Source organism: Ruegeria sp. YTSA219, assembly GCF_059609985.1.
Genome location: NZ_JBXWMT010000009.1, coordinates 20,068 through 44,822, shown reverse-complemented (window position 1 = coordinate 44,822; position 24,755 = coordinate 20,068). Strand labels below are relative to the sequence as shown.

The 24,755-nt window shown below is 53.5% G+C and carries 25 protein-coding genes and 2 pseudogenes; 14 read left to right on the top strand and 13 right to left on the bottom strand.

The window, feature by feature from the left end; translation table 11 throughout:
* Positions 1–16: 16 nt before the first annotated feature.
* Both AC2FFB_RS13530 and AC2FFB_RS13525 read left to right on the top strand, forming a co-directional pair.
* Positions 17–1,132, top strand: coding sequence for a putative 2-aminoethylphosphonate ABC transporter ATP-binding protein (locus AC2FFB_RS13530; protein WP_281973207.1), 1,116 nt, complete (start codon positions 17–19; stop codon positions 1,130–1,132).
* Entirely contained in the window at positions 1,129–3,150 is a 2,022-nt protein-coding gene (locus tag AC2FFB_RS13525; protein ID WP_281995492.1) for a putative 2-aminoethylphosphonate ABC transporter permease subunit, read from the top strand. The genes AC2FFB_RS13530 and AC2FFB_RS13525 overlap by 4 nt, the downstream gene beginning before the upstream one ends.
* Before the next feature lie 32 nt (positions 3,151–3,182).
* On the opposite strand, the gene AC2FFB_RS13520 is transcribed toward AC2FFB_RS13525, so the two are convergent.
* Positions 3,183–4,073 carry a LysR substrate-binding domain-containing protein gene (locus tag AC2FFB_RS13520; RefSeq protein ID WP_142637687.1) on the bottom strand — a complete coding sequence of 297 codons (891 nt, stop codon included), beginning with the start codon at positions 4,071–4,073 and terminating at the stop codon, positions 3,183–3,185.
* A gap of 119 nt (positions 4,074–4,192) precedes the next feature.
* Here AC2FFB_RS13520 and AC2FFB_RS13515 point away from each other — a divergent pair, with 119 nt between their 5' ends.
* From AC2FFB_RS13515 to AC2FFB_RS13495, 5 genes are all read left to right on the top strand, one after another.
* The gene (locus AC2FFB_RS13515; protein ID WP_496875039.1) at positions 4,193–5,380 is read left to right on the top strand and encodes a 2-aminoethylphosphonate--pyruvate transaminase; all 1,188 of its coding nucleotides are present in this window, start codon (positions 4,193–4,195) and stop codon (positions 5,378–5,380) included.
* Positions 5,381–5,399: 19 nt separating this feature from the next.
* A complete protein-coding gene (gene phnA, locus AC2FFB_RS13510; protein WP_496875038.1) occupies positions 5,400–6,644 on the top strand; it encodes a phosphonoacetate hydrolase in 1,245 nt (414 codons plus the stop codon).
* A 3-nt stretch (positions 6,645–6,647) separates the two neighbouring features.
* Positions 6,648–8,111, top strand: coding sequence for a phosphonoacetaldehyde dehydrogenase (phnY, locus tag AC2FFB_RS13505; RefSeq protein ID WP_496875037.1), 1,464 nt, complete (start codon positions 6,648–6,650; stop codon positions 8,109–8,111).
* Positions 8,112–8,218: 107 nt separating this feature from the next.
* On the top strand, positions 8,219–9,571 hold the full coding sequence (pbfA, locus tag AC2FFB_RS13500; protein WP_281973209.1) for a (R)-1-hydroxy-2-aminoethylphosphonate ammonia-lyase: 1,353 nt from the start codon (positions 8,219–8,221) through the stop codon (positions 9,569–9,571).
* A 304-nt stretch (positions 9,572–9,875) separates the two neighbouring features.
* Complete coding sequence (locus AC2FFB_RS13495; RefSeq protein ID WP_496694035.1) at positions 9,876–11,540, top strand: Na/Pi cotransporter family protein; 1,665 nt, start codon at positions 9,876–9,878, stop codon at positions 11,538–11,540.
* Between the two features lie 454 nt (positions 11,541–11,994).
* On the opposite strand, the gene AC2FFB_RS13490 is transcribed toward AC2FFB_RS13495, so the two are convergent.
* Positions 11,995–13,563, bottom strand: coding sequence for a trimethylamine methyltransferase family protein (locus AC2FFB_RS13490; protein ID WP_496875036.1), 1,569 nt, complete (start codon positions 13,561–13,563; stop codon positions 11,995–11,997).
* Positions 13,564–13,665: 102 nt separating this feature from the next.
* On the opposite strand from AC2FFB_RS13490, the gene AC2FFB_RS13485 reads away from it, so the two are divergent.
* The 3 genes from AC2FFB_RS13485 (at position 13,666) to AC2FFB_RS13475 (ending at position 15,718) form a co-directional block, all read left to right on the top strand.
* On the top strand, positions 13,666–14,538 hold the full coding sequence (locus AC2FFB_RS13485) for a LysR substrate-binding domain-containing protein (RefSeq protein WP_496875035.1): 873 nt from the start codon (positions 13,666–13,668) through the stop codon (positions 14,536–14,538).
* A gap of 92 nt (positions 14,539–14,630) precedes the next feature.
* Entirely contained in the window at positions 14,631–15,149 is a 519-nt protein-coding gene (locus AC2FFB_RS13480; RefSeq protein WP_496690049.1) for a dihydrofolate reductase family protein, read from the top strand.
* Entirely contained in the window at positions 15,146–15,718 is a 573-nt protein-coding gene (locus AC2FFB_RS13475; protein ID WP_496875034.1) for a TetR/AcrR family transcriptional regulator, read from the top strand. The genes AC2FFB_RS13480 and AC2FFB_RS13475 overlap by 4 nt, the downstream gene beginning before the upstream one ends.
* A gap of 125 nt (positions 15,719–15,843) precedes the next feature.
* On the opposite strand, the pseudogene katE2 reads toward AC2FFB_RS13475, so the two are convergent.
* A pseudogene (gene katE2 / locus AC2FFB_RS13470) lies at positions 15,844–16,473 on the bottom strand (catalase KatE2); the annotation flags it as partial.
* Positions 16,406–16,663 (bottom strand): hypothetical protein, encoded by a 258-nt coding sequence (locus AC2FFB_RS13465; RefSeq protein ID WP_271950105.1) that lies wholly within the window; start codon positions 16,661–16,663, stop codon positions 16,406–16,408. The gene AC2FFB_RS13465 and the pseudogene katE2, both read right to left, overlap by 68 nt.
* 104 nt (positions 16,664–16,767) lie before the next feature.
* Here AC2FFB_RS13465 and AC2FFB_RS13460 point away from each other — a divergent pair, with 104 nt between their 5' ends.
* Entirely contained in the window at positions 16,768–17,232 is a 465-nt protein-coding gene (locus AC2FFB_RS13460; RefSeq protein ID WP_142637659.1) for an RrF2 family transcriptional regulator, read from the top strand.
* Between the two features lie 33 nt (positions 17,233–17,265).
* On the opposite strand, the gene AC2FFB_RS13455 is transcribed toward AC2FFB_RS13460, so the two are convergent.
* From AC2FFB_RS13455 to AC2FFB_RS13415, 9 genes are all read right to left on the bottom strand, one after another.
* Positions 17,266–17,391: a hypothetical protein gene (locus tag AC2FFB_RS13455; RefSeq protein ID WP_281286276.1), complete on the bottom strand. Its 126-nt coding sequence runs from the start codon at positions 17,389–17,391 to the stop codon at positions 17,266–17,268.
* Between the two features lie 25 nt (positions 17,392–17,416).
* A complete protein-coding gene (ccoP, locus tag AC2FFB_RS13450; protein ID WP_496875033.1) occupies positions 17,417–18,289 on the bottom strand; it encodes a cytochrome-c oxidase, cbb3-type subunit III in 873 nt (290 codons plus the stop codon).
* Positions 18,280–18,447, bottom strand: coding sequence for a cbb3-type cytochrome c oxidase subunit 3 (locus tag AC2FFB_RS13445; protein ID WP_281973918.1), 168 nt, complete (start codon positions 18,445–18,447; stop codon positions 18,280–18,282). Before AC2FFB_RS13445 ends, ccoP begins: the two co-directional genes overlap by 10 nt.
* The gene (ccoO, locus tag AC2FFB_RS13440; protein ID WP_496690057.1) at positions 18,444–19,175 is read right to left on the bottom strand and encodes a cytochrome-c oxidase, cbb3-type subunit II; all 732 of its coding nucleotides are present in this window, start codon (positions 19,173–19,175) and stop codon (positions 18,444–18,446) included. Before ccoO ends, AC2FFB_RS13445 begins: the two co-directional genes overlap by 4 nt.
* Before the next feature lie 6 nt (positions 19,176–19,181).
* A complete protein-coding gene (gene ccoN / locus AC2FFB_RS13435) occupies positions 19,182–20,801 on the bottom strand; it encodes a cytochrome-c oxidase, cbb3-type subunit I (protein ID WP_142637651.1) in 1,620 nt (539 codons plus the stop codon).
* Positions 20,791–21,081, bottom strand: a complete 291-nt coding sequence (locus AC2FFB_RS13430) for a TehB-like domain-containing protein (protein WP_496875032.1) — start codon at positions 21,079–21,081, stop codon at positions 20,791–20,793. The genes ccoN and AC2FFB_RS13430 overlap by 11 nt, the downstream gene beginning before the upstream one ends.
* Positions 21,082–21,822: a DUF2189 domain-containing protein gene (locus AC2FFB_RS13425; RefSeq protein ID WP_496875031.1), complete on the bottom strand. Its 741-nt coding sequence runs from the start codon at positions 21,820–21,822 to the stop codon at positions 21,082–21,084. It lies immediately after the preceding gene.
* Positions 21,819–22,238 carry a group III truncated hemoglobin gene (locus AC2FFB_RS13420; protein ID WP_142637645.1) on the bottom strand — a complete coding sequence of 140 codons (420 nt, stop codon included), beginning with the start codon at positions 22,236–22,238 and terminating at the stop codon, positions 21,819–21,821. Before AC2FFB_RS13420 ends, AC2FFB_RS13425 begins: the two co-directional genes overlap by 4 nt.
* A gap of 300 nt (positions 22,239–22,538) precedes the next feature.
* Entirely contained in the window at positions 22,539–23,492 is a 954-nt protein-coding gene (locus AC2FFB_RS13415; protein ID WP_496694047.1) for an AraC family transcriptional regulator, read from the bottom strand.
* 139 nt (positions 23,493–23,631) lie between these two features.
* Between AC2FFB_RS13415 and AC2FFB_RS13410 the strand changes: the two genes are divergently transcribed.
* From AC2FFB_RS13410 to AC2FFB_RS13400, 3 genes and pseudogenes are all read left to right on the top strand, one after another.
* Complete coding sequence (locus AC2FFB_RS13410; RefSeq protein WP_142637641.1) at positions 23,632–24,156, top strand: DUF4142 domain-containing protein; 525 nt, start codon at positions 23,632–23,634, stop codon at positions 24,154–24,156.
* Positions 24,157–24,185: 29 nt separating this feature from the next.
* A complete protein-coding gene (locus AC2FFB_RS13405) occupies positions 24,186–24,503 on the top strand; it encodes a cupredoxin domain-containing protein (protein WP_496875030.1) in 318 nt (105 codons plus the stop codon).
* 66 nt (positions 24,504–24,569) lie between these two features.
* Positions 24,570–24,680: pseudogene (locus AC2FFB_RS13400) on the top strand (integrase); the annotation flags it as partial.
* Between the last annotated feature and the right edge of the window lie 75 nt (positions 24,681–24,755).

Below are 24,755 nucleotides of genomic sequence, written 5' to 3'. Positions count from 1 at the left end.
TATGAGGACCGCTCCCGTGCTTCAGAAAACCCCACCCGGTGAACTGTATCTAAGCATCCAGAATTTGTGGAAGGCGTTCGGCAGCTTTCTTGCACTCAAGGACATATCCCTCGAAATCAACGAAGGCGAATTTGTCTGCTTTCTGGGGCCGTCGGGTTGCGGCAAAACAACCTTGCTCCGGGCGATTGCGGGTCTCGATCTGCAAACCAAGGGCACTGTCATGCAAGACGGCAAGGATGTGTCAAATCTGCCGCCGTCAGAGCGTGATTTCGGGATTGTGTTTCAGTCTTACGCCTTGTTCCCGAACCTGACGATCGAAAAGAACATTGCTTTCGGCTTGGAAAACACTGGTCGCAGCAAATCGGATATTGCCGTTCGTGTCAGCGAACTGCTTCATTTGGTTGGGTTGCCTGAACAAGGCAAAAAGTATCCTGCGCAATTGTCCGGTGGCCAGCAGCAGCGGATTGCGTTGGCCCGCGCCATTGCGACCAACCCCGGTCTCTTGTTGCTGGATGAGCCGCTTTCGGCATTGGACGCAAAGGTGCGCGTCCATCTACGTCACGAAATCAAAGAGCTGCAGCGCAAACTGGGTGTGACTACTGTGATGGTTACGCATGATCAGGAAGAAGCGCTGGCGATGGCGGACCGGATCGTGGTCATGAATCATGGGGTTATCGAGCAGGTGGGGTCACCTACAGAAATTTACCGAGAACCCGCAAACTTGTTCGTGGCAGACTTCATCGGGGAAATGAACCAGATCCAGTCTCAGGTCACCAAGGGTGGTCGACTGAGTGTCGGCGAAAAGACCTTTGCGTGCCTCAGCCACACGTTCAACGACGGAATGCCAGCGATTGCGGCGATCCGACCGGAGGATATCATCCCGCATGAGGCTGGTTATCTCGATACCGGCGGCAACAGGAATTGCATCGACGTCACTCTCGATGAAATGGAATTCCTCGGTTCATTCTGGCGATGCCGCTTAAGCAACGAGCGATTTGGATCTTCGGAACTGATCGCAGATTTTTCGATCAATGCCGTGCGCCGCCTAGAACTGGAAGAGGGTAGGACCATGGTGATTGAGCTGCCCGAAAACCGGCTAATGGCCTTCGATGTTCCGGAGACGGCAGCATGAGCGAGATTTCAACCAACCCGGGGACTCTTCCAGCCGGACCTGACATCAAACCCAAGCTCAGCAGGGATGACATCCTGATGCGCGGCAGCATGATCGTGATCGCACTCTATCTGGTCGCGACGTTGGTCCTGCCGCTTTACACGATGCTTTCCAAGTCATTCTCGACCTATCGGATGGAGTTGTCACAATACGAGTTTCAGGTCAGTGATGAAGCGGGGCAATTTGACGGAACCATCCTGTCAGCCGACACACTGAACGAACAAATCGGGGCTTTTTCAGGCACCGAACTGTCTACCGGCTCAGACGGGCGGCTATCGGTAACCGAGCTTTTTCCCGATTTCAGCTTTCGCAGTCCGGTCATGTACCAAATCCGTAACACGAGCGACACCGGGCGGTTTCTTGTCGGTTCTACGCTGCAAGACAATATGGATTGGGTCACGCTCGATTCCAATCAGTTCCGGCGGGTTCAGCTGAGGCCAGTTCAATCGCGAGGCTTGGAAAATTTCGTCAACTACTTCTCAACCCCGGCACTGTTCAATTCTATCAAGAACTCCCTTTGGATTTCTGTAATTAGCACCATTGTCACAGTAACTTTGGCGTTCTGGTTCGCTTATGCGCTGAACCGGAGTTGCATGCGGTTCAAGGGTGTGTTTCGTCTGATTGCGATGGCTCCGATCCTGGTGCCTTCGCTGTTGCCCGGGATCGCGCTGGTCTATCTGTTCGGCAATCAGGGCATGATAAAAGAGTTGCTGTTCGGCGCCAGTATCTATGGTCCGATTGGCATCGTGATAGGCTCGGTGTTCTTCACCTTCCCGCACGCCTTCCTGATCATTTCAACGGCGCTGGCGATCTCTGATGCACGACTATACGAAGCTGCAGTCAGCCTGCGTTCAACGCCGTGGCGTACTTTTTGGACGGTCACCGTTCCCGGCGCGCGATATGGTCTGATCTCGGCCGCTTTCGTTGTATTTAATCTGGTCATAACTGATTTTGGTCTGCCAAAAGTGATTGGAGGTCAGTTCAACGTTCTGGCGGTTGATATCTACAAGCAGGTGATCGGCCAGCAGAACTTTGAAATGGGTGCCGTAGTCTCGGTCGTTCTGGTGATCCCGGCAATCCTGGCGTTCGCGATCGACCGCATGGTGCAATCAAAGCAGGTTGCCTTATTGTCGGCCCGGTCGGTCCCGTACCAGCCAACCCCAAATCGAAAGGCAGATCGGTTCTTTCTAGTCTATTGCTGTCTGATCGGTTTGTTCATCGTTGGGCTGTTGGCTGTGTGCCAATTCGCGGCGCTCATCAAGTTTTGGCCCTACGACCTGAGCCTGAGCCTGAAGAACTACGATTTCAACAAGATGGATGGTGGCGGTTGGGGCTCCTACATTAACTCGATCAAGCTGGCGCTTTTGACGGCGGTGATCGGTACTTCAGTCGTCTTCTTTGGTGCCTATCTGGTTGAAAAGTCGAACGGGTTCAGAACAGGTCGATCGATCTTTCAGATGTTCGCGATGCTGCCAATGGCGATCCCGGGCATGGTGCTGGGCCTGTCCTACATCTTCTTCTTCAATAGCCCGTCTAATCCGCTGAACGGTATCTACGGAACAATGGCAATTTTGGTGATCTGTACGGTGACACACTTCTATACTGTGTCGCACCTGACGGCAGTGACAGCGCTCAAGCAGATGGACAGAGAATTCGAGTCGGTATCAGCCTCGCTCAAGCAACCGACGATGAAGTTGTTTGCCCGTGTCACGGTCCCTGTTTGCCTGCCAGCCGTGCTGGACATATCAATCTATCTGTTCGTAAACGCAATGACGACGGTATCTGCGGTTGTGTTCCTATACTCGCCCAAAACCACGTTGGCATCTATTGCAGTGCTAAACATGGACGATGCGGGCGATATTGCGCCAGCTGCCGCAATGGGGATGATGATCTTCTACACAAACGCCGCAGCGCGGATCATCCACCTGATTGCTTCCAAAGGCGTCCTCGGTCGCACGCAAGCCTGGCGAACCCGCTGACAAGAAAACCCATTTAGGCATCTCCCCACCGATCACTGATTGGTGGGGTTTTGTTTTTCTTCTAGAACAGAATTGGCGAATTTCATGAAGGCGCGAATGGTCTTCACCTCACGCCGTTGGGAGAGATAGATCATACTTTCTCCCATTTGCAGGTCGACGTCTTGCAGCTTGATTTGTCTGAGACGGTCGTCGTGACCGTATTCTGCCTGGGACACGAACCCGATACCTGCACCTGATGCCACCAACTCTCTGACGGCCTCTCTTCCTTCGGCCACAATCGCCGGTTTCAGCGGCACCCCCCGTTTACTGGCTTCATCTTCGAGCTTTTGGCGTGTTTTTGATCCCTGTTCCCTGAAGATGAGAGGCAACTCCGCCAGCTCTGCGAGGGACAATGTAGGTTTTGAGGCGAGAAGCAAACTGCGGGCCGTGAATGCCACGATCTCGGTCGAACCGAGGCTAAGAACGCTCATGTCCTTGCCGGGAGACACGCTGCCAACAACACCAATTTCTGCGTTGTAAGATCTGAGTTCCTCCAAAATGTCCTCGGTGTTGCCAGCGCGGACGGTAATCGTAATGTTTGAATATTTTTCTCGGAACGGCCCCAGAAAGTCGGTCAAGTGGTGCGCGGAATCGGCAAGGATCCGCAGTTCGCCGTCGATCGCAGCCCTCGTTTCTGACAGATAGTCCTCGATCTGATCCTCGATCTCAAAATACTGCTTGGTGTACCGGTAAAGCTGCGTCCCCTCCGGGGTTAGGTTCACTCTTTTTCGCTCACGCTTGAACAACAACAAATCATGATCCTGCTCAAGTTTGCGAACCTGCTCTGAAATTGCTGGCTGCGTCAAAAAAAGCGCCTCTGCAGCACGCGAAAACCCACCATATTTGGCCACGAAATGAAAGGCTTTGAGCTGGCTATGTCGCATTTCAAACTCCTGAAGGTTCGAGCATAGGCTGAGCTTATAATTAGATTGATATTTGCAATTTCACATATAGCTGCGGTTGCTGCAACTGTGTCTTTGAAACGTTGATCTGGAGCTTGGTTATGACGTCTTCTTTTCCTCAAATTGAACAACCGCGTCTCGGCGAGCCCTATCTACTAACTCCTGGCCCCTTGACCACGTCATACGCCGTGAAAGAAGCCATGTTGAGGGATTGGGGAAGCTGGGATGATGACTTTCGGGGTATGACCCAGGAGTTGCGCTCCAGTCTTTTGGCATTGCTTGGCGAGGGCGCCAATGAGTTTGACTGCGTACCGATGCAGGGGAGCGGATCGTTTTCAGTAGAGGCGATGCTGGCTTCGTTCATTCCGCGCGATGGCAAGGCATTGGTGCTGGCCAATGGCGCTTACGGTCAACGCTCGGCGCAAACGCTCGAGTATCTGGAACGCGATCATGTTGTCTTGGACAAGGGCGACTATCTGCCGCCGCGTGGTTCAGAAGTTGCCGAGATTCTGGCGAATGATTCCGCGATCACCCATGTCGTTGCTATCCACTGCGAAACAAGCTCGGGCATTCTGAATCCGGTAGAGGAAATATCGGAGGCGGTTTACGCCGCTGGTCGCAAACTTCTTGTCGACTCAATGTCAGCCTTTGGTGCGATCGAGTTGAAGCCTACGGAAGTCCGCTATGAGGCAATGGTTTCGTCCGCCAACAAGTGTATTGAGGGTGTTCCGGGGTTTGGGTTCATAATCGCGCGCAAGAACGAGCTTGAGGATGCCAAGGGTAACAGTCATTCGCTGTCTCTGGACGTTCACGCGCAGTGGGCGCATATGAACAAAACCGGTCAATGGCGATTTACGCCGCCCACCCATGTGGTTGCCGCTTTCATCGAAGCCCTCAGGGCACATGCGGCTGAGGGCGGCGTTTCCGGTCGCGGAGCCCGATACACCAGCAACAGGGATGTTGTGGTCGCCGGCATGCGTGAGCTGGGTTTCGAAACTCTGCTCGACAATCGCTGGCTGAGCCCAATCATCGTAACATTCTTCTGCCCGGCCGATGATAACTTTGTCTTTGATCAGTTCTACAATCTGATGAAAGAAAAAGGGTTCATCATTTACCCCGGCAAGTTGACCGTCGTCGACAGCTTCCGCGTTGGGTGCATCGGTCAGATGGACGACAAGGTTATGCGGAAAGTTGTAATTGCCGCCAAGGAAACTTTGGAAAAAATGGGTGTGTCGAGTGCCACACCTCCTCTCCAAGCTTTAGAAGAACGCGCCAAACTGGCCGCTTAAGGATCAAGGAACAAACCAAATGACCATCCACACCCCTGTTGAAGCCAACGAGCGTGTCTACCCGATGCCCAAAGTTCCCGCCATTGCCATCTGCCTTGACGGCTGTGAGCCAGAATACCTGGACAAAGCTATTGCTGACGGTCTGATGCCGACTCTCAAGCGAATGCGCGAAACCGGCACTGACCGGCTGGCCCATTCGGTGATCCCGTCGTTTACTAACCCTAACAACCTCAGCATTGCGACTGGCCGTCCGCCTATCGTGCACGGCATCTGTGGAAACTATCTGATTGATCCGGACAGTGGTGAAGAAGTGATGATGAACGATGTGCGCTTTTTGCGTGCACCGACCGTGTTCAAGCAGTTCTATGACGCTGGCGCCAAGGTGGCCATAGTCACCGCGAAGGACAAGCTGCGCGCGTTGTTGGGGGCGGGTCTAAAGTTCGACGACGACCGGGCCAAATGCTTCTCTGCGGAAATGTCCGACACGTCGACCCAGGCTGAGCATGGTCAGGAGAAAGCAAGCGCATGGTTGGGCATGGCCCAACCCGAGGTCTATTCGGCAGAGTTGTCCGAGTTTGTCTTTGCTGCGGGTGTTAAATTGCTGAAAGAGTGGAAACCAGATGTGATGTATCTGACCACCACCGACTACGTGCAGCACAAATACGCACCCGATCAGGCCGAGGCCAAGGCATTCTATGAGATGTTTGACAAATATCTGACCGAACTGGACGCCATGGGCGCTGCCATCGTGGTCACCGCCGACCACGGCATGAAGCCCAAGCACCACGCCGATGGCTCGCCCAGCGTGGTATATGTGCAGGATCTGGTGGATGAATGGCTGGGCAAGGACGCGGCCCGTGTCATCTTGCCGATCACGGACCCCTATGTGGTGCACCACGGCGCACTCGGGTCGTTTGCCACCTGCTATCTACCCGAAGACGCGGATCGCAACGACATCATCGGCAAACTGAAAGCTACACCCGGCATCACTCATGTTTTGACCAAAGAAGAGGCGATCAAGCGCTTTGAACTGCCCGGTGACCGCATTGGCGATATTGTGATGGTCTCGGGTGAGAACATCTGTATCGGTACCTCTGAAGACCGCCACGATCTGGCCGCTCTCAACGAGCCGCTGCGCAGCCACGGTGGACTGACCGAGCAGGAAGTTCCTTTCATCGTAAACCGGGTTATCGACTTGGGGACTGCGCCCGAGTTGCGCAATTTTGATGCGTTTTTCTATGCAACCACAGCGGCGGCGCAGTAATCCATGAAAGATCAAACCATGTCGAAAATCGAAATCCGCAATGAAGGAATGCGCATCGGGGGCGAGATCGTCTTTACCGACGAAACGGTGCCGGTTCTGTACCCATACACAAACGAGATTGTCGGGCATGTACCCGCCGGCAAGGCGGAACATGCGCGCAAAGCGTTCGAAATCGCGGCAAATTACACTCCAAAGCTCACACGGTATGAGCGCAGCCAGATCCTGCAGCGTGCGGGCGAGTTGATTGGTGAACGTCGTGAATACCTTGCCAAATGGCTGACGTTGGAACTGGGTATCTGTCACCAGCATGCGATTTATGAGACCAAGCGTGCACAAGATGTCTATCAGTTCGCCGCCGCTGAGGCGATGAAGGATGATGGCGAGATCTTTTCATGCGACCTGACCCATAATGGCAAAGATCGAAAAATATTCACCATGCGCGAGCCGGTGAATGCGATTTCGGCAATCACACCATTCAATCATCCACTTAACATGGTCAGCCACAAGATCGCGCCATCAATCGCGACCAACAACTGCATGGTGTGTAAGCCGACGGAACTGACGCCGCTGACGGCGCTGACATTAGCTGACATCCTCTACGACGCGGGTCTACCACCCGAGATGTTCCAAGTGGTTACCGGCTGGCCAGGTGACATTGGCGACGAGATGATCACCAATGAAAACATCGACATCATCACATTCACCGGCGGCGTGCCGGTGGGTAAGATGATCGCCGAAAAAGGTGTTTACAAGCGGCAAGCTCTGGAACTGGGGGGCAATGACCCTCTGATCGTTTTGAACGATCTTTCTGACGCGGACCTTGAGAAGGCCGCGACCATTGCTGTGGCAGGCGCCACCGGCAATTCGGGTCAGCGCTGCACTGCGATCAAACGTATTCTGGTGCAAGAAAGCGTGGCCGACAAGTTTGTGCCATTTGTTCTGGAAAAGGCGAAGAAGATCAAGTTCGGCGACCCACAAGACCCCGAGACCGAACTGGGCTGTGTCATCCATGACAAGGCAGCTGAACTGTTCGAAAAACGCGTTTACATGGCCGAGGCCGACGGCGCAGAAATCCTCTATCATCCGGGCCGTCAGGGTGCACTACTGCCGCCCATCGTGGTCGATAAGGTCCCCCATGACAGCGAGCTGGTGATGGAAGAAACCTTTGGCCCCATTGTGCCCATCGTTCGGGTTCCGGACAATGACGACGAGGTGATGCGTATTTCGAACGGTACCGAATTCGGCCTCAGCTCAGGCGTCTGTACGAACGACTTGAACCGTGCGATTGCCTTTATCAACGGTCTGAACGTGGGCACCTGCAACATTTGGGAACAACCCGGATACCGTATCGAAATGTCCCCCTTCGGAGGCATCAAGGACAGCGGTAATGGGGTTAAAGAAGGTGTCATCGAGGCAATGAAGTTTTTTACTAACGTAAAAACTTACTCGCTGCCCTGGCCACGCTAGTTTTTGTGCCCCGTCCCGACCCGGGTCGGGGCACCACAAGTTCCTCCCTGGTACTGGCGGACTTTGCGAGGTCCGCATTTTTTCACAAGCGGCGTTGAGGAAAAAGCATGTCACAAATCGTCCACACGGAAGGCGAATCCAATACTTCCAGCGCGCGAAAAGCATGGATGAAGGAATCTATAGGGCCTAAATCTTCACCCTTGCTGAAACGCGACGCTAACGCGTTTCTCCACCAGTCACTGTCCTCGCCATGCGTTAGCACCATTGCCAAAGCTGAGGGGATTTGGGTCGAAGACCTGGACGGCCGCCGTTACATGGATTTCCATGGCAATTCAGTGCATCATATCGGTTACGGACATCCCCGTTTGATCACCGCGATCAAGGCGCAACTGGATGACCTGTCTTTCGCACCCCGTCGCTTCACTAATGATCCCGCGGTTGAATTGGCCGAAAAGCTCGCCGAAATCGCGCCAGACGACCTTGGGAAAATGCTGTTTACGACCGGCGGCTCTGATGCAAACGAGGTCGCTCTCAAGATAGCGCGCGCTGCCACCGGTCGGTTCAAAACAATTAGCTTCTGGGATGCCTTCCACGGTGCCGGTTTTGGCGCCGCAAGCGTCGGCGGCGAGGCGACATTTCGCAGCCATATAGCCGGCCCGCTTCTCCCGGGTGCAGAGCACGTGGCACCTTTTGCCTGTTACCGATGCCCGTACAATCACGCCGGCCCAGATACCTGTGGGTTGGCTTGTGCAAAAATGGTCGAGTTCGTTCTAGAACGCGAGGGAGACGTAGCTGCGGTCATCGCTGAGCCTATGCGCGCGGTGCCTTATGTGCCGCCACCGGGCTTCTGGAAAGCTGTGCGGGAGGCGTGTAATCGTCACGGGGCTCTCTTGATCATGGACGAGATTCCCACGGGGCTTGGAAAGACCGGCAAGATGTTTGCCTTTGAGCATGACGAGATTATCCCTGACATCGTCACCTTGGGTAAGGCACTTGGCGGAGGCATCCTGCCGATTGCAGCTTGTATCGCGCGAACCAAACTGGACGTCTGCGGAGACTTTGCCATTGGACATTATACACACGAAAAAAACCCGGTGACTGCACGCGCCGCGCTTACCACAATACAAATCATCGAAGATGAGGGGTTGGTTGACCGGGCGGCTGAGTTGGGCGAGCACGCTATGGATCGTCTGATGGGTGAGCTTCAGAATATCCCGATCGTCGGTGACATTCGCGGCCGTGGTCTGATGTTTGGTGTCGAAATTGTCGATGACCGTGCCGACAAGACACCTGGAAATGCACGAGCCGAGCGGATCTATTATGCTTGTTTGGAAGCTGGCCTAAGCTACAAAATCAGTCAGGGGTGCGTGCTTACATTGTCACCGCCGCTAACGATCACGCGCAAGGATCTCGACTGTGCAATCGACATTGTTGTCAACGCGATTAAGGACGAATGTTAATCTTTGTGGCCATACCTTTAGAGCAAAACACGCCGTTGCTCTCTCTGCTTCCAGGAAAACAGTGGTCAATGGACGTGGAGATCAATTCTCAATTATGGCGCCAAGGGCCACTGCCTACCACCAAGAAAGTGAATGCGTTTTCCCGGTGGAACAGGCGCGTCCGATTTTTTTCAGCAAACTCGGGCGCTGAGCGTTTTATCGAAATTACTCGTCCGCAAAATCACCGGGTCGGTCTCCGGTCGTTGGTTGGCAGGATTGCAGCGCACCCTGTTATTCCAAGCAAACCGTGGGAGTGAGGTAGAGCATGGCGATAGTCAGCTTTTTAATCAGCCTTGCTGGCGCGACGATGTTGCTGCTTTTTGCAGTTCGAATGGTACGCACTGGAATTGAGCGCAGCTATGGAGCGTCGTTCCAGCGCGTTTTGACGCGACAGCACAGTTACCTGCAGGCCTCACTTGTGGGTCTGATGATGGCGGTTGTACTGCAAAGTTCGGCGGCAGTGGCGCTGTTGACCTCTGGGTTTGCTGCCAGTGGAATGTTGAGTTTTCCTGCCGGTCTGGCGATTGTGCTCGGAGGCGATCTAGGTTCAGCACTGATCATCCAGATTCTTACGTTCCGGTTGGACTGGCTTATTCCAATGCTGCTGGCGATTGGAGGCTATCTATTCGTCAAGACCGAAGCCAAAAAAGCCCGACAACTAGGGCGCATTCTGATGGGCGTTGCCTTTATCCTGATCTCACTTCGGTTCCTTCGTGAGGCGATGGACCCAATTCGGGACAGTGCATTTTTACCCGCAGTCGCGGATTACTTGTCGCGCGACTATATCACTGCATTTCTTGTCGGGAGTGCCTTAGCCTTCGTCATGCATTCCTCGGTTGCGGCCATCCTTATGTGTGTGACACTTGTGCAAATTGGAGCGATCCCATTTGCCGCCGGAATGTCTTTGGTTTTTGGTGCGAACTTTGGCTCGGCCTTCATTCCGGTATGGCTAACCCGAGGAATGCCAGTGACTGCCCGACGAATACCCTATGCAAATTTGGCGCTGCGAGGCAGTTGGGCGTTGGCTAGTTTGTTTGCAGCAAATTTTGCCCTACGAACCGGGCTTTTGGGCGACCCGCAAGGGGGGCAAATGCTAGTCAACGTGCATCTTGCTTTCAACCTGTCGCTTTTGGTTTTAGCCCTTCCGTTTTGTGGACACTGGCAGAACTTGCTCGAAAGGCTCTTGCCAGACCAGCAGAAAGTACAGAAGTCGCAACCCGCACAACCGGTCAGCGCATTGGACATGGAAGACGTGGCAAATCCCAATCAGGCCTTGCCGAGCCTCAAGCGTGAGCTGCTGCGGATGAGCGATCTTCTCGAAACCATGTTCCGTCCTGCTCTTGAACTTTACCGCAGCGGAGACAAAGAACAGATCCGGTCAGTTCAGGCCATTGACGAGGACGTAAACCGGTGCCTCTCGGGTATTCGAGCCTTCGTCGCCGCGATACCCCCTGAGCTATATGAAAAACACGATGCTAAAACCGCGCGCGACCTTATGGAGTTTGCGATCAGGCTTGAAACGGCGGGTGACGTTGTTGCCAAACGCCTGACTGTATTGGCCGGTGAAATGCGGGCCAAAGGCTCAAGCTTTTCGCAAGATGGCTGGTCCGAACTTGTTCAGATGCATGAAGGTATTCTTGCAAACATGAAACTGGCATCAAATGTACTTGTTTCAGACGATCTGGAAAGCGCCCGGCTTCTCAGCCTTGAGAAAACCGAAATCAAACGCGTGGAACGTGAAAGCCGCAAGCGTCACCTGCGCCGGTTGCAGCATGGAACAACGGAAAGCTTCGAAACCAGTGATATTCATCTAGAGACATTGCGGGCTTTCCGGGAGTTCAACAGTCATATTGCATCGATTGCTTACCCGGTCCTATACCAGAACGGTCAACTTCTCGAGACACGATTGATCAACGAAATTGCTGAATAGGCCCGAGCCGGTCTCAATGCGAAGACAAGAAAAGAGCGAGAACAAAGGCGACTGGAAACACCGAAGTGAGTTCGTTCTCGAAATCAAATTTTGAAATTGTTCAGTGTCTTCCAAAACCTGAGCCCAGCACTGCGCAGTGCACAAGGGTCTAAGTAACCGGATTGAAGGATCCCACCAATCAACCCGAAAACGCGAAAAGATCATCGGTCCCGACAAGTCACTCTGGCAGACTCAGAGATTTCTGGTTGCCCATGACCAGTTCACCATCAGCTCCCGTCTCCCCGCTATCAACTTACTTCAGCTTTATACCACCATGCCCGATCAGATGCCTTCCAGTTTTGGATCAGCTATGCCCGCGAAATGTCCTCCTGACGACATAGGCGCCGACGTTCTTCAATCTTGCTCAAGCAAGTTGGCAATCCCGGCAGAGTTCTTAGGTATTGGGTATTCCGTTCTAGTACCATTCATCCGGCATTCGCGCTTTGCGTTCTGACACGAAGTCTTCAAGCGCGGCTTGTATGCCGGGTTTCATTTCAGGACGCTGGTAATCGTTCAACATCTGATGCCACCGCGCGGTGGCGCGTTGATCTGACGTGAGAGCACCATTTTCAGACCAGGTTTCGAATGGCCCTGCGTCAGAAATTTGTGGCTCATAATTTGCTGCCGCATAGTGGCGCAGCGTGTGTTTGGTCGACAGGAAATTTTCGCCCGGGCCCGTTTCAAAATAGGCATCACGGCCAAATGCCTCCTCATTCGTTTGGAAGCCCTGCAGCAGTTTCTGCATCGCGCCACAGTGGTCGAGATCCATGATGAATTTCTCGTAGGACATCACAAGCCCACCTTCGAGCCAGCCTGCCGCATGCCAGACCTGATGGGCTCCGGACAAAAGCGTGGACCACATGGCACCGGTGCTGTCCTGCATCGCTTGCCCATCTGGCGCATTTGAGGCGGTGATCTGTCCGCCACCGGACCGCACAGGTACGCCAAGCCTTCGTCCCAATTGTGTCAGCGCCATCGTGGTCATGTTCGCCTCGGGCGATCCAAAGGTTAGAGCGCCCGTGCGCAAGTTCATTGTGGAGTGGAACGAGCCGAACACCACCGGACAACCGGGGCGCACCAGTTGCGCAAGCGCAATGCCAACCATCGCTTCTGCCAGAGTTTGCGCCGCTACCGCCGCCGGCGAAAGCGGCCCCATGGCACCCGCGAAAATCGCTGGGGAGACGCAGACACATTGGCCTGCCTCCGCATAGATACGCAGAGCCGACGACATGGTATCATCATAAACCAGCGGCGAATTGACGTTGATATTTGCCTGCATCACCGCGTGACACTTCATGAAGCCGCGCCCAAAGACTAAGCGTGCCATCTCGATACTATCCCGCGCACGCTCGGGTGCTGTGACAGATCCCATAAATGGTTTGGTCGACAGCGTCAGATGCGCCAGCATCATGTCCAGATGTCGTTTGTTCACCGGTATATCTGTCGGCTCGACAACCGTGCCGCCGGAATGGTGCAGGGCAGCCGCACTGTAGGCCAGTTTGACGAAATTGCGGAAATCCTTCAGCGTCGAATATCGTCGGCCCGTCACCAGATCGCTGACAAAGGGAGAGCCGTATCCCGGCATCAGCACAACGTTGTCACCGCCAAGTGTCACCGTTCTGACCGGGTCTCGGCCATGCAACTGAAATTCACTTGGGGCCGTAGCGCAAAGCGCACGGACATGACCCGATTCAAACCGCACGCGATCGCCATCGATGCGGGCACCCGTTTGGGCGAAGTGATCCAGTGCCGTTCGATCCCCCCGAAACTCGACGCCAATATTGCTTAGAATCCAATCGGCTTGATCTTCGATCCGGGTCAGGGCCGTTTCACTTAGTAGATTGTATGCAGGTATCCTGCGACCTGTGAACGGTGTGTTCTCAGGAGGGGCAATACTACGGGCCAAGCGGCGCCTGCGCGCGCGGCCGCGGTGCCCCGCCGGTGTCGGTGTTTTTGCTTTTGCGTTCAACAAGTCCAACTTCATTTCATCGCTCCACGAGCTTGAATGCGGTTGTCGACCTTAAAAACATGTTTGAAAATCGAAAAAAACTACTCTTAGCGTTTAGAAAATTTGTACACTAAGAATATGAGTACCCGATTTCATCACCATGACTTACTCAGGCTATTTGCCGAGATTGCTCGTTATTCCAGCTTCTCGACGGCAGCATCGGCGCTCAACATGACAAAGGGCGCCATCAGCTATCAGATCAAAACGCTTGAAGCCGATCTTGGGGTGATCCTGTTCCAGCGCACATCGCGTGGTGTCACACTCACTGGTGAAGGATTAAAACTGCTCGCGATCTGCCAGACCCGATATGAAGAAATCGAAGCTGAAATTTATGCATTAAAGGGGATTTCAACGCGTTCTCTAACCGTTGGGATCTCGACCTATTTCGCTGCGCGCTGGCTGTCGCCACGCCTGATGTCATTCATGCAAAGCCACCCGGACGTACAGATTCGCATTCAACCGATGATCGAGTTTTCAGAAGCTGAGATGCAGGATGTGGATCTTGCAATCAGGTGGGGTAACGGGAATTGGATCGGCGGCACCGTTACTCCATTCATGCCCATGCCGCCCTATCCTGTGGGTGACCGGGCGGCAGCTGACCTAGTGATAGAGTTAGGAATGAAAGAGGCAATATCGCATCTTACGCTGCTGAGAGATCGTGATGACAGCAACGCCTGGTCTGATTGGCTGAACGTCGCAAAGCTTCCCCGACAATCAAGGAGAGATGCGCTAATCGTTCCTGACCCAAATGTCCGGGCGCAAGCAGTCATCGACGGACAGGGAATAGCTTTGATGGATGATCTGGTTCGGGACGATCTAAATGCTGAAAGACTGTTTCGGTTGTCGGAAACCGATCTGCCCGACTATGGGTATTTTTTGGTTCAACCGCATAGCTCCGCTCCAACCGGCGCAGTACAGTCCTTCTCGGACTGGATTCTGGGTCAATCGTAGCAGTCATTCCCCTTGAGTATCCTCAGAGCCGTTATTATACAGCATATAAATAAATCACAGGGACCCAGAAGATGCCGACAGGACATATCATGATGGCAATGAGCCTAGACGGTTTTGTCGCAAGGCCAGATCACAGGCTGGATTGGTTGGAAAAGCAACCCACTGCCGACGAAGATCACGGGTTCGCCGCGTTTCAGAGTAGCGTCGACGTGATCGTGATGGGGTCCGGATCGTACCGGACAGTTCTGGGATTTGGGGAGTGGCCTTACACGAAACCGGTGGTGGTTCTCAGTCGCTCAATGAAACCCTCAGGCATTCCAGATGAACTGCGCGATAGAGTTGAAGTTTCAGACAAAACACCCACTGATTTGATGGAGGATTTTGGCGCGCGTGGTTACAATCGAGTTTATGTGGATGGCGGTGCAATCATCCAATCCTTCCTCAAAGCCGGGCTGATTGAGGACATGCAGATTACCTTGGTTCCCATTCTGATCGGTGAAGGCATTCGGATCTTTGGTAAAACAGAAGGTGACGTTGATCTGGAATTGGTTTCGGTTAGCAGCTTTTCCTCCGGTCTGGTAGATCTCGATTACAGACTGAAAACCAGGTGACGAAAGCTTCTCCACCAGGGCGACCGTCAAAGGCTGCACAGCGCCTTTCGAAGCAAGTGATCCTGCAGGCCGCATTGCCGATCGCCCAAAGCAAAGGTGTTGATGCGCTATCGTTTCGCATACTTGCCGATCAGCTTGACGTCACTCCGATGGCCGTGACCTATCACGCAGGTAGCAAGAAGCAACTATTGTCCGATCTGGTGGAACTTGCCTTTGCAGGCGTCTTGGATGGAGTGAATGGTGGCAACCCGGTCAAACGCGCACGCTGCATTATGGCGACTTACTATGGTTGCGCTTTGAAGAACGCCAATCTACTCCGTGCAATCCTAGACGATGTAACACTCATGAGCGCGGACCTCATGAACGTGGCCGAGGAATTAAAAGTCAGCACGGACCAACTCGAAAACAGCGATGGCGGTGATGTTCTTGTTCACGTGCTGATCGACTATGCACATGGGTTTGTGCTCTCAGCCTCGAGCGGAGAAGACAGCCCCCTGACAATAGACGATTTTCTGCGTGGGGTTGACTGGATTCTTTCTCAAGCGGCGGGTGACCTCGCCGCGACGTGATATGAGAAACATGCCCATCAGAGGGTGTCCTCAAGCAATGAGCAGTTTGCGTCATTCAATTCTGACCCTAACGTCAAGTAGTTCTGCCCCAAGGCTACTAACTTTCATCGAAGCTAAGGCTTACCCGCATCCTTCTCTGGCATGACTTGGACATAGAGCGTCCAATTGGGAAAATCACCGTCTTCGATAGCGTCGAAAAGATCACGCTGATGGCTTTCACGGTCACCAGAGATGATCTGCGCGGCTTCCTCATCAGTGAGGTTTTTGATCCCTTGCTGGGTTTTGAAATGGAACTTGACCCAGAAACGTTCGTTATCCGAGTTGATAAAGCTGAATGTGTGGCTGCCAAAGCCGTGCATGTGTCGGTAGGTTGCAGGAAGCCCCCTATCAGACATGACAATCGTCACCTGAAGCAAAGCTTCGGGAAGGCTAGTCCAGAAGTCCCAATTGTTTTCCGCACTGCGCATGTTCGTTCGCGGATCACGTTTGACGGCATGATTAAGATCGGGAAACTTCAGCGGATCGTGAAGGAAAAACACAGGGGTATTGTTCCCAACTAGATCCCAATTGCCCTCTTCAGTGTAGAACTTTACCGCAAAGCCTCGGATGTCCCGTTCCGCATCCGCTGCGCCGCGTTCTCCTGCAACGGTCGAGAAGCGCAGGAAGAGATCCGTTTTCTTGCCAACATCAGAGAACAATTTGGCGCGTGTATAGCGGGTGATGTCGTGGGTCACTGTGAATGTACCGTACGGCATGTGGCCACGGTCGCAATGTGCCAACCGCAACAATTACGCCGACAATCGTCATTGCCCAGATCAAGCCCGAACGTTTCGAGTTGGCCTTGGGTCCGGGTTCCGGCCCATCAGAAGCCCGCACGGCCAACCAGAAGACAAGTGACAGCACTGCCATCAGGATCAGCGAGATCAATAACACAACGGGCTGCATGAGCCATCCCCTTTATTAAGCATTCTAAATGCCTATTATAAGGGTAAAAAAGATGTCAATAAAATAGGCATTTTCAAAGCCTATTTTTTATGGGAAGAATAACTATGCAAATTACCAAGTTCTCCGACTATGCCCTGCGCATCCTGATCCATCTTGCCACCCATGAAGAAGGGTTGATGTCGACGCGTGAGATCGCGGCTATGCAAAACTTGCCCTTTAATCACCTGGCCAAGATCTCGCAGTGGCTTACACACGAGGGCTATGTAGAATCCACGCGTGGGCGCAACGGTGGCATGCGTATGGCCCTACCTCCCAATGCGATATCGATTGGCGGCCTACTACGAAAATCCGAACGCGGCACACCTTTGGTGGAATGCATGAAGGAAGACGGCGGCTGTTGTGTAATGACGCCCGCTTGTGGATTGTTGCCAATTCTGAACGAAGCTCAGGAGGCGTTTTTTGCTGCCTTGGACACCAAGACTTTACAGGACGTATTGGAAGGAAACCGTGGCATGAAAAACCTGATCCGAGCGTTGGAAGTCAGTCATGCGCTGGCATCAAGCGATTAATACGCAAACTGTAGTCCTATAATAATTTGATTGTTACTTGGCCGCGCCAGGCACAGCCTTTGCAATCGCCTGTCCTTCCCATGCCTCGAAAGCCATGGAAAGGTGCCATGCCTTGAACCCGATGTAGCCGACCAGAAGGACCAGTATCATCAGATACATTGCCCTTCGGAATCGTGGATTTTCTTCAACTTGGTGCATCTTCTGCATTCCACAGTAGATACAACGTGAGCATTCGAATCTGGGCGTCGCTCAGACGTCCTTCCCACGCAGGCATCACACCTTGCCGACCGTGATAAATGCTATGGTAAATCTCATCCCGGTCGCCTCCATAGATCCAGCGTTCATCACCCAGATCGGGCGCGCCGATTTCATAGCCCCCGCGCCCGTCATCGCCATGACAGGCCGCACAGTTTTCTTCGAAGATCAATCTACCGGCGCCAGCCGCCGTCGCATCATGCTGCTTTCCAGAGAGGGCCAAGACAAATTCTGTAACCTCTTCAACCTGCTGCTTTTCGATCATGCCGTCTGCGCCAAACGCCAGCATCTGTGCAATACGTGTATCGTCATGCTGCGCATTGATCCCATAGCGTATGGTCGCCTCAACCTCTTCCGGTGCGCCTGACCACAGCCAATGTACGTCTACCAGATTGGGAAAACCAGGCTGCCCTTTCAGATCATTCCGGTGACAAGCGGCACAATTGTCAGCGTAAAGCTTGGAAATCGACGCGCTATACCTTGCCTCCAGTGTTGGGTCTGCGGCCAGTTCTTCGAGATCCTGTGACGCAAAAGGCGCAAATGTCATTTCACGATCAGCATTCGCTTGCTGAAGTTCTGCAACAACCTCTGATCGGGATGAATACCCCAACAGCCCTTTTGCATAGTCGCGCGCACCTGGGAAGGATGGGTAGAACACCCAAAACAGTGCTGCGATGATGATACTGATCCACAAAGCCCATCGGGCCGCCCAGGGAACAGGTGTGTCCAACTCTTTGATACCGTCCCACTCGTGGCCGGTCAGATCAGTACCGGAAACCGGATCCTTTCCCTTTAGCGCCACGGCTGATCCTCCTGATGGTCCAGCGGAGATTGCGCAGCGTCATCGTAGACTTTTCGCCGTGAGGGCCAGTAGGTCCAGACAACTGCGGCAAGGAAGACGACCAGCAGGTAGATTGCACCCCAGGTCTTGGAGAAGACAAGAACGGTATCATGTGTCATCGATTAATCTCCTCGTGATCTACCGAATCCAGATCGGCCAATGTGCCAAGAACCTGCAGATAGGCCACAAGGGCATCCATTTCCGTCAACTCACTCGGGTGCCCGTCGTAATCCCTGACCTGAACGTTTTCACCGTAACTTTCTTGCAGTTCACCTTCATAATATTGCTCGGCATCTGCTTGCCATGCAGCATCCTTTTCCGCATTTTCGATCTGAGCATCTGTGTAAGGCACCCCGGCGCGGCTAAGGGCTCTTAAAGAGGCAGGCAGGTGGCCTGTTTCCAGCCGCGCGTCAGACAAAAACGCATAACCAGGCATGATCGAGCCTTCCACCAGCTCTCGCGGCGCTTCCAGATGCGCCACATGCCATGCGTCAGAGTATTTACCGCCAACTCGCGCCAAGTCCGGCCCTGTACGTTTCGAGCCCCATTGGAAAGGGTGGTCATACATGCTTTCGGCGGCCAGGCTGTAGTGCCCATAGCGTTCGATGTCCGACCGTAGGGTGCGGATCATTTGACTGTGGCAGGCATAGCAGCCCTCGCGCACATAAATATCGCGCCCGGCTAGTTCCAGCGGAGTGTAGGGCCGCATGCCGTCGACTTCTTCCACCGTGTTTTCGATGGTGAACAAAGGGGCGATTTCAACAATGCCACCGATTGATGCAACCAGCAGGATGGCCATGGCAAAGCCAAGTGAGTGGCGTTCGAGCTTTTGGTGTTGTGTACTCATGGGCTGCTACTCCGCCGGCTGGACCAAAGGTCCGGATTGCCTGGTCTCGGTTTGCCGCGGCCCACTGACCGTCATGTAGATGTTGTATGCACCGATGCACGCTCCGATCAGATACAGCAGCCCCCCGATCGCACGGGCGACATAGTAAGGATGCATTGCGATCACACTGTCGAGGAAGGAATAAAGAAACGCACCATCCGCATCATAGGTCTGCCACATCAGCGATTGTGTGATGCCACTGTTCCACATTGCGCCGACGTAAATCAGCGTCCCGCTCAGGGCGAGCCAGAAGTGCCATGCCTCCAGCCGCAATGAATACACGCCATCTCGTTTCCAAATCCAGGGCACCATTTTATACATGGCACCAAAGGTGATGAAGGCGACCCAGCCCAACGCCCCCGCATGTACATGGCCGACGGTCCAATCCGTGTAGTGGCTCAGCGAATTGACCGGACGGATCGCCATGAACGACCCTTCGAATGTCGACAGTCCGTAGAACAGAATCGCGACCATCATAAACCGGACCGCTGGATCCGTCCGGACCTTATCCCAAGCCCCGTTGATCGTAAGGATTCCGTTGAACACAGAGGCCCAGCTGGGGACCAGCAGGATGATCGACATGGTCATGCCAAGGTACTGAACCCAGTCCGGTAGCGCCGTGTAGTGAAGGTGATGTGAGCCAGCCCAAAGATACAGGAAGGTGATCCCCCAGAAGCCAACAATTGACATTCGGTAAGAGTAGATTGGCCGGTTCACAGCTTTGGGCAAGAAGTAATACAGCATCCCTAGGAACCCGGCGGTCAGCAGGAAGCCAACAGCATTGTGCCCATACCACCATTGCGTCATTGCATCCTGTGTGCCGGAAAACAGCGAGTAGCTTTTGGGATAGGCAATGGAAACCGGAACCGAGAGGTTGTTCACCGTATGCAGCATCGCGATGACGACGATGAAGGCCAGATAGTACCAGTTAGCCACATATATATGCGGTTCGGCCCGGCGAGAGAGCGTCTTTAGGTACAGACCTAGATAACCAACCCAGACGATCAGCAAAACCAGATCCATATACCATTCCGGTTCGGCATATTCCTTCGATTGGGTGATCCCCAAGGGGTAGCCGGTCGCCGCAAGGACCATGAACAGATTGTACCCCCAGAACACCATCCAGGGCAGCGATTCACTGGCCAATCTGGCGCGCGAGGTACGTTGGACCACATAAAACGACGTCGCGATTAACGCGTTGCCACCAAAACCAAAAATCACGGCAGATGTATGAACCGGGCGCAACCGGCCGAAGTTCGACCAGAACATATCACCGTTCAGTGCTGGAAACGCCAACTGCCAGGCGAGGATATCGCCAACCGTGAACCCTATGATTGCCCAAATCAGCGCGGCGATGACACCAAACCGAATGACCTTGTCATTGTATTCTAAAGGGATGTCCTTTGGGGCCTCGCTCAAACGGTTGATCATCCACATCAACCCCCAACCAGCGGCTATTGCGATCAACCAACCGTGCAGCACGTAGGCGGTAGGAACCCCCCAGCCAAGTATGGCTACGCCACCGACAAAGATCAAAGCAAGGGCACACAGGACGGCAGCATCCTCAAGAAAACTCTCACGCTGCATCGGGCGCCTCGTGCCGGTGGAAGCGTACTTCAAACTCAACTTCGCCAATCGGGTTCACCGAATGAGTTTCCTGTGGCGCGAACACAGCAGTGGCCCCAACGCCCAGAACCAGATCACCCTTGTCATCCCGGCTCAGTAGAAGTTGCCCATGTTGCACAGCCAATTGACCCCAAACACCCGCTTTGGTGCTGTGATCTTTGCGCAGCTTTTCTGGCAATGTCTCATGCGTGAACCGCGAGGTCGCATAGTGCACCACGCCTTTTGGAAGCGCTTCGGTCATTTATGCATCTCCATGAAAAAGCTCGGCATAAGCATGCCAGGTCGCGTACCCGAGCAATGGGAACACCACGACCAAACCCAGTAGCCCGGACAGTATTCCAACCAAAGTCAAAAGAGTGATGATGGCTCCCCAGCACAAGCAAAGCTTGAAGTTGTGAGTGGTGGCGTTGAAACTGAGCCCCATAGCCGAGAAGCCATCGATCTTGCGGTCGATCAGCATTGGCAATGAAAACGCTGACACCGCAAACCCTAATGCCGCAAACAGCCCGCCAACCAATGATCCTGCGATTAACAGCGCCCATCCTGATGGCGTAGTAATCAGCAAAAGCAGCGTATCTGCGAAGCTTGAGAATGGGCGCAGCCCGTAGACTATGGCGAACATAACTGTGGCCGCGCGAATCCAGATGAGAGCAAAAACCATCAGTATGACGCCCACCAACGTAATCTGACCCGTGGCCGCTCTGAGCCCTGTTTTACCGCTTGCTACGGAATAAAGACCAATCGTTGCAAGTGGTCCGACCAAAACGCCGCCAGCTAGCAAAGGCAACAAAACCCAACCGAGATCGTTGAGCATCAGGGCCGCAACGCAAATCCACCCCAGAACTACGAGTGAACCACTGTAAAGCAAGGAATATCCCGGGTTGCGTTTCACGTCGCCCCAGCCCGCCTGCAGCCAACGTTTGACAACGCGTGCCGGAGGATCAGAGATGACCTGAGCTTTGGTATAGACAGAGACCGTCATGACAACACCGGTGGAGTGTCAGCCTCACGACGAAAGTTCTCAATTCCGAATGACAAGCCCTTACCGATCCTGCTGGCCAAATGAGAGAACGCTTCGGCGGTTGCAGGTTTAAGGGCTTTTTTTGCGGTGTCTTCGAACAGGTCGAGCCACAGGCGAAAATGTTCTGGCAGGATTTCAGAGTTCGCCAGGTGAACCTGCATCGGGTTACCCGAATAGCCTGCCTCTCGTAGAATGGCGCCGCGCCAAAAGGCTGCGATCTTTTCTTCGTGTTCCGGCCAATCTTCGATTGCCCTGTCAAATACCGGCCCCAGATCAGGATGCACTCTGATGCGCGCATAGAACTGGTTGACCAAAGTCGCGATTTCATCCGCTGTGATGTCAAACATATGTGGCCGAATTGGCATGGTACGAGTCATCGGATCTACCTTAACGATACGCCTCACTATCTGTGTGTTATAATAGGCATTGTCAATACCTATTATAACGTGAATGGTGTGATCAACATCAAGGGGAAAGGCGCGTGGGTCTATCTTTACTCAGCCGTCGACAACCACGGCAAAACGCTCGACGGAATAGAAGTGGTGCACATAATCCGCAAAGGGCAAATCACGCCCGGTGTCTGTCCGTTTCGGCAATTTACGGAGCTGGCGGCTTAGTCCGCCGGTGCAAAGATATCACTGTGGCAAGTTAAAACTTCGCAACAGATCCCGTCCGGTTTATTGCGCCGATGATAATGTGATCTGCCGACGGAAGCCGGCAGGTGAGAGGCCAATTTCCCTCTTGAAAACGCGTGCAAAAGCAGAATCCGATGCGTATCCAGCGCGTTCTGCCGCATCCGAAACAGAACTTGATGGGTCAGTAAGACAGCGTTTCGCGATCTCCAGCCGCCAAGCTGTTACGTATTGCATTGGCGACATCGCCATCTTTTTCTGAAACTGAACCGCAAAGTTTGTTCGTGACATGCCTGCAATGCGCGCCATTGTTTCTATCGTCCAGGATGCGCTTGGATCCTTGTGAAACGCGTCAAGAGCCCGAGCCAGATGGTGATCAGAGAATCCGTTCAAGCCCCACCTCGAGGATTCGTCACTTTCCACAAACGAACGTATTGCCTGCGCAAGAATGGCTTCTGACATCTTCAAAGCAATGAGATCGCCACCGAGGCGAAGACCCCCGGCCTCATCTCCGATCATGCGCAGTGTCGCCTCCATCCATTTTCCAGCGGATTCCCCGTAATTCCTTAGGTGAATGATCGGTGGAAGGCGTTCCAACAGTATGTGTTTTGCATGAGGGTCGAATGAAAAATGGCCGCAGATAAGTTGCGTGTCACGTTCATCGCCGTCGCCGCCGTAAACCAGAACCCCAGTTCCAGTGTATCCCGACCGCTCGATTACCGTGTCCAGCGGCAAAACTGCATCTCTTGTTTCAGCCGCGCAGTACAACTTGTGTGACGCGCCATGCGGAACAATCAACAGATCGCCCTGCTCCAGCGCCACCACTTTTTCATATCCTTCAACTTCGATCAGGCAATTGCCCCTATGAGCAAAATGAAATCGGGCGACGTTATTGAACTTGGGAACTTCAATCCCCCAAGGGGTGGTCAACGAAGTTCGAAAATAGAGCGCGCCTTGAACAGACAGTTTCGTAAGGATATCGCTAAGCAAATCAAGCATGCATTTTCATGGCATTATTTGGCGTTTTTGTACAGCAGCTTGAACGATCTGCACAGAAAATCGAACGTTCCCGCATATATCTCACTTCCCGGTTCGGATTACTCCTATTGCCATCGTAACACTCAGTGGAGTCTCCAAAATGAAGAAACTGATTTCCGCATTTGCTGTGGCACTTTCCATGACTGGCGCTCAAGCCTCTGCGCAGGACGTCGCCGAGATGAGCGATCTCGAATACGCTCACATTGCCTATACGGCCGACAACATCGACATTCGGTATGCCTATCTGGCGCTGGCTTTGTCGTCGAACCCCGACATCCATGAATTCGCAAACACGATGATCCGCGACCATACTGCCGTGAACGAAGCGGCCTTGGGCCTGCTCGAAAAACTGGGCGTGTCAGCGCAGGACAATGCGTTCAGCCAAACGCTGAATGCCAATGCCGAAGAGATCATCGATGGCTTCGTCAAGCTGCGTGGAGCAGAGTTTGATGCCGCTTATGCAGCCAATGAATTGGCCTATCACCAGGCGGTGAATGATCTGGTGGAGAACACAATGATCCCCAATATCGACAATGCCGAGGTGAAGGCTCTGTTCGAGCAGGGACTTGAGATCTTTAAAGCCCATGAAGGCCACGCCGAAATGATGGTCGAGGCACTGCAGTGATGGAAAAAGCCCATTCACGCCGTCGCGTAATGGTTGGAGCGGTCGCATCGGCGGCCGTTCTCGCTTTAACCCGAACGCGGGCCCGGGCGGCAGAACCAGTAGTCCACGAAGTCAGCATCAAAGCATTCGCATTCACGCCAAAGCTTCTGAACGTGTCTGTTGGTGATACCATTCAATGGACCAATGAAGATCTGGCGCCACATACGGCCACGGCAGATGAGTTCGGATGGGACACTGGGGAGATCCCAAACGGTGTCAGCGCCAAAGTTGAGGTTACTAAACGTATGGAAACAAAATATTTCTGTGCGTTTCATCCACATATGAAGGGAACAATAGTGATCATGTGATTTGACTCATTGGATCGACTGAACGAAAGCGGACTATGATGCAGGTCGCAGCATATGGAATTTGGGCTTCGCGCCTTCCAGCTTCTGTTGGGGCACACAAAGATGGACAGCACGGTCAGGTATCTTGGTGTTGAACTTGAAGATGCCTTGGCCATCTCCGAAGCCATTGAAATATAATATCTCTGGGCCGCTCTCGCAGGCAGCCCGATGCGGACCGTCATCGCAACTTCAAGTGCTGCGATGCAGCGTTCT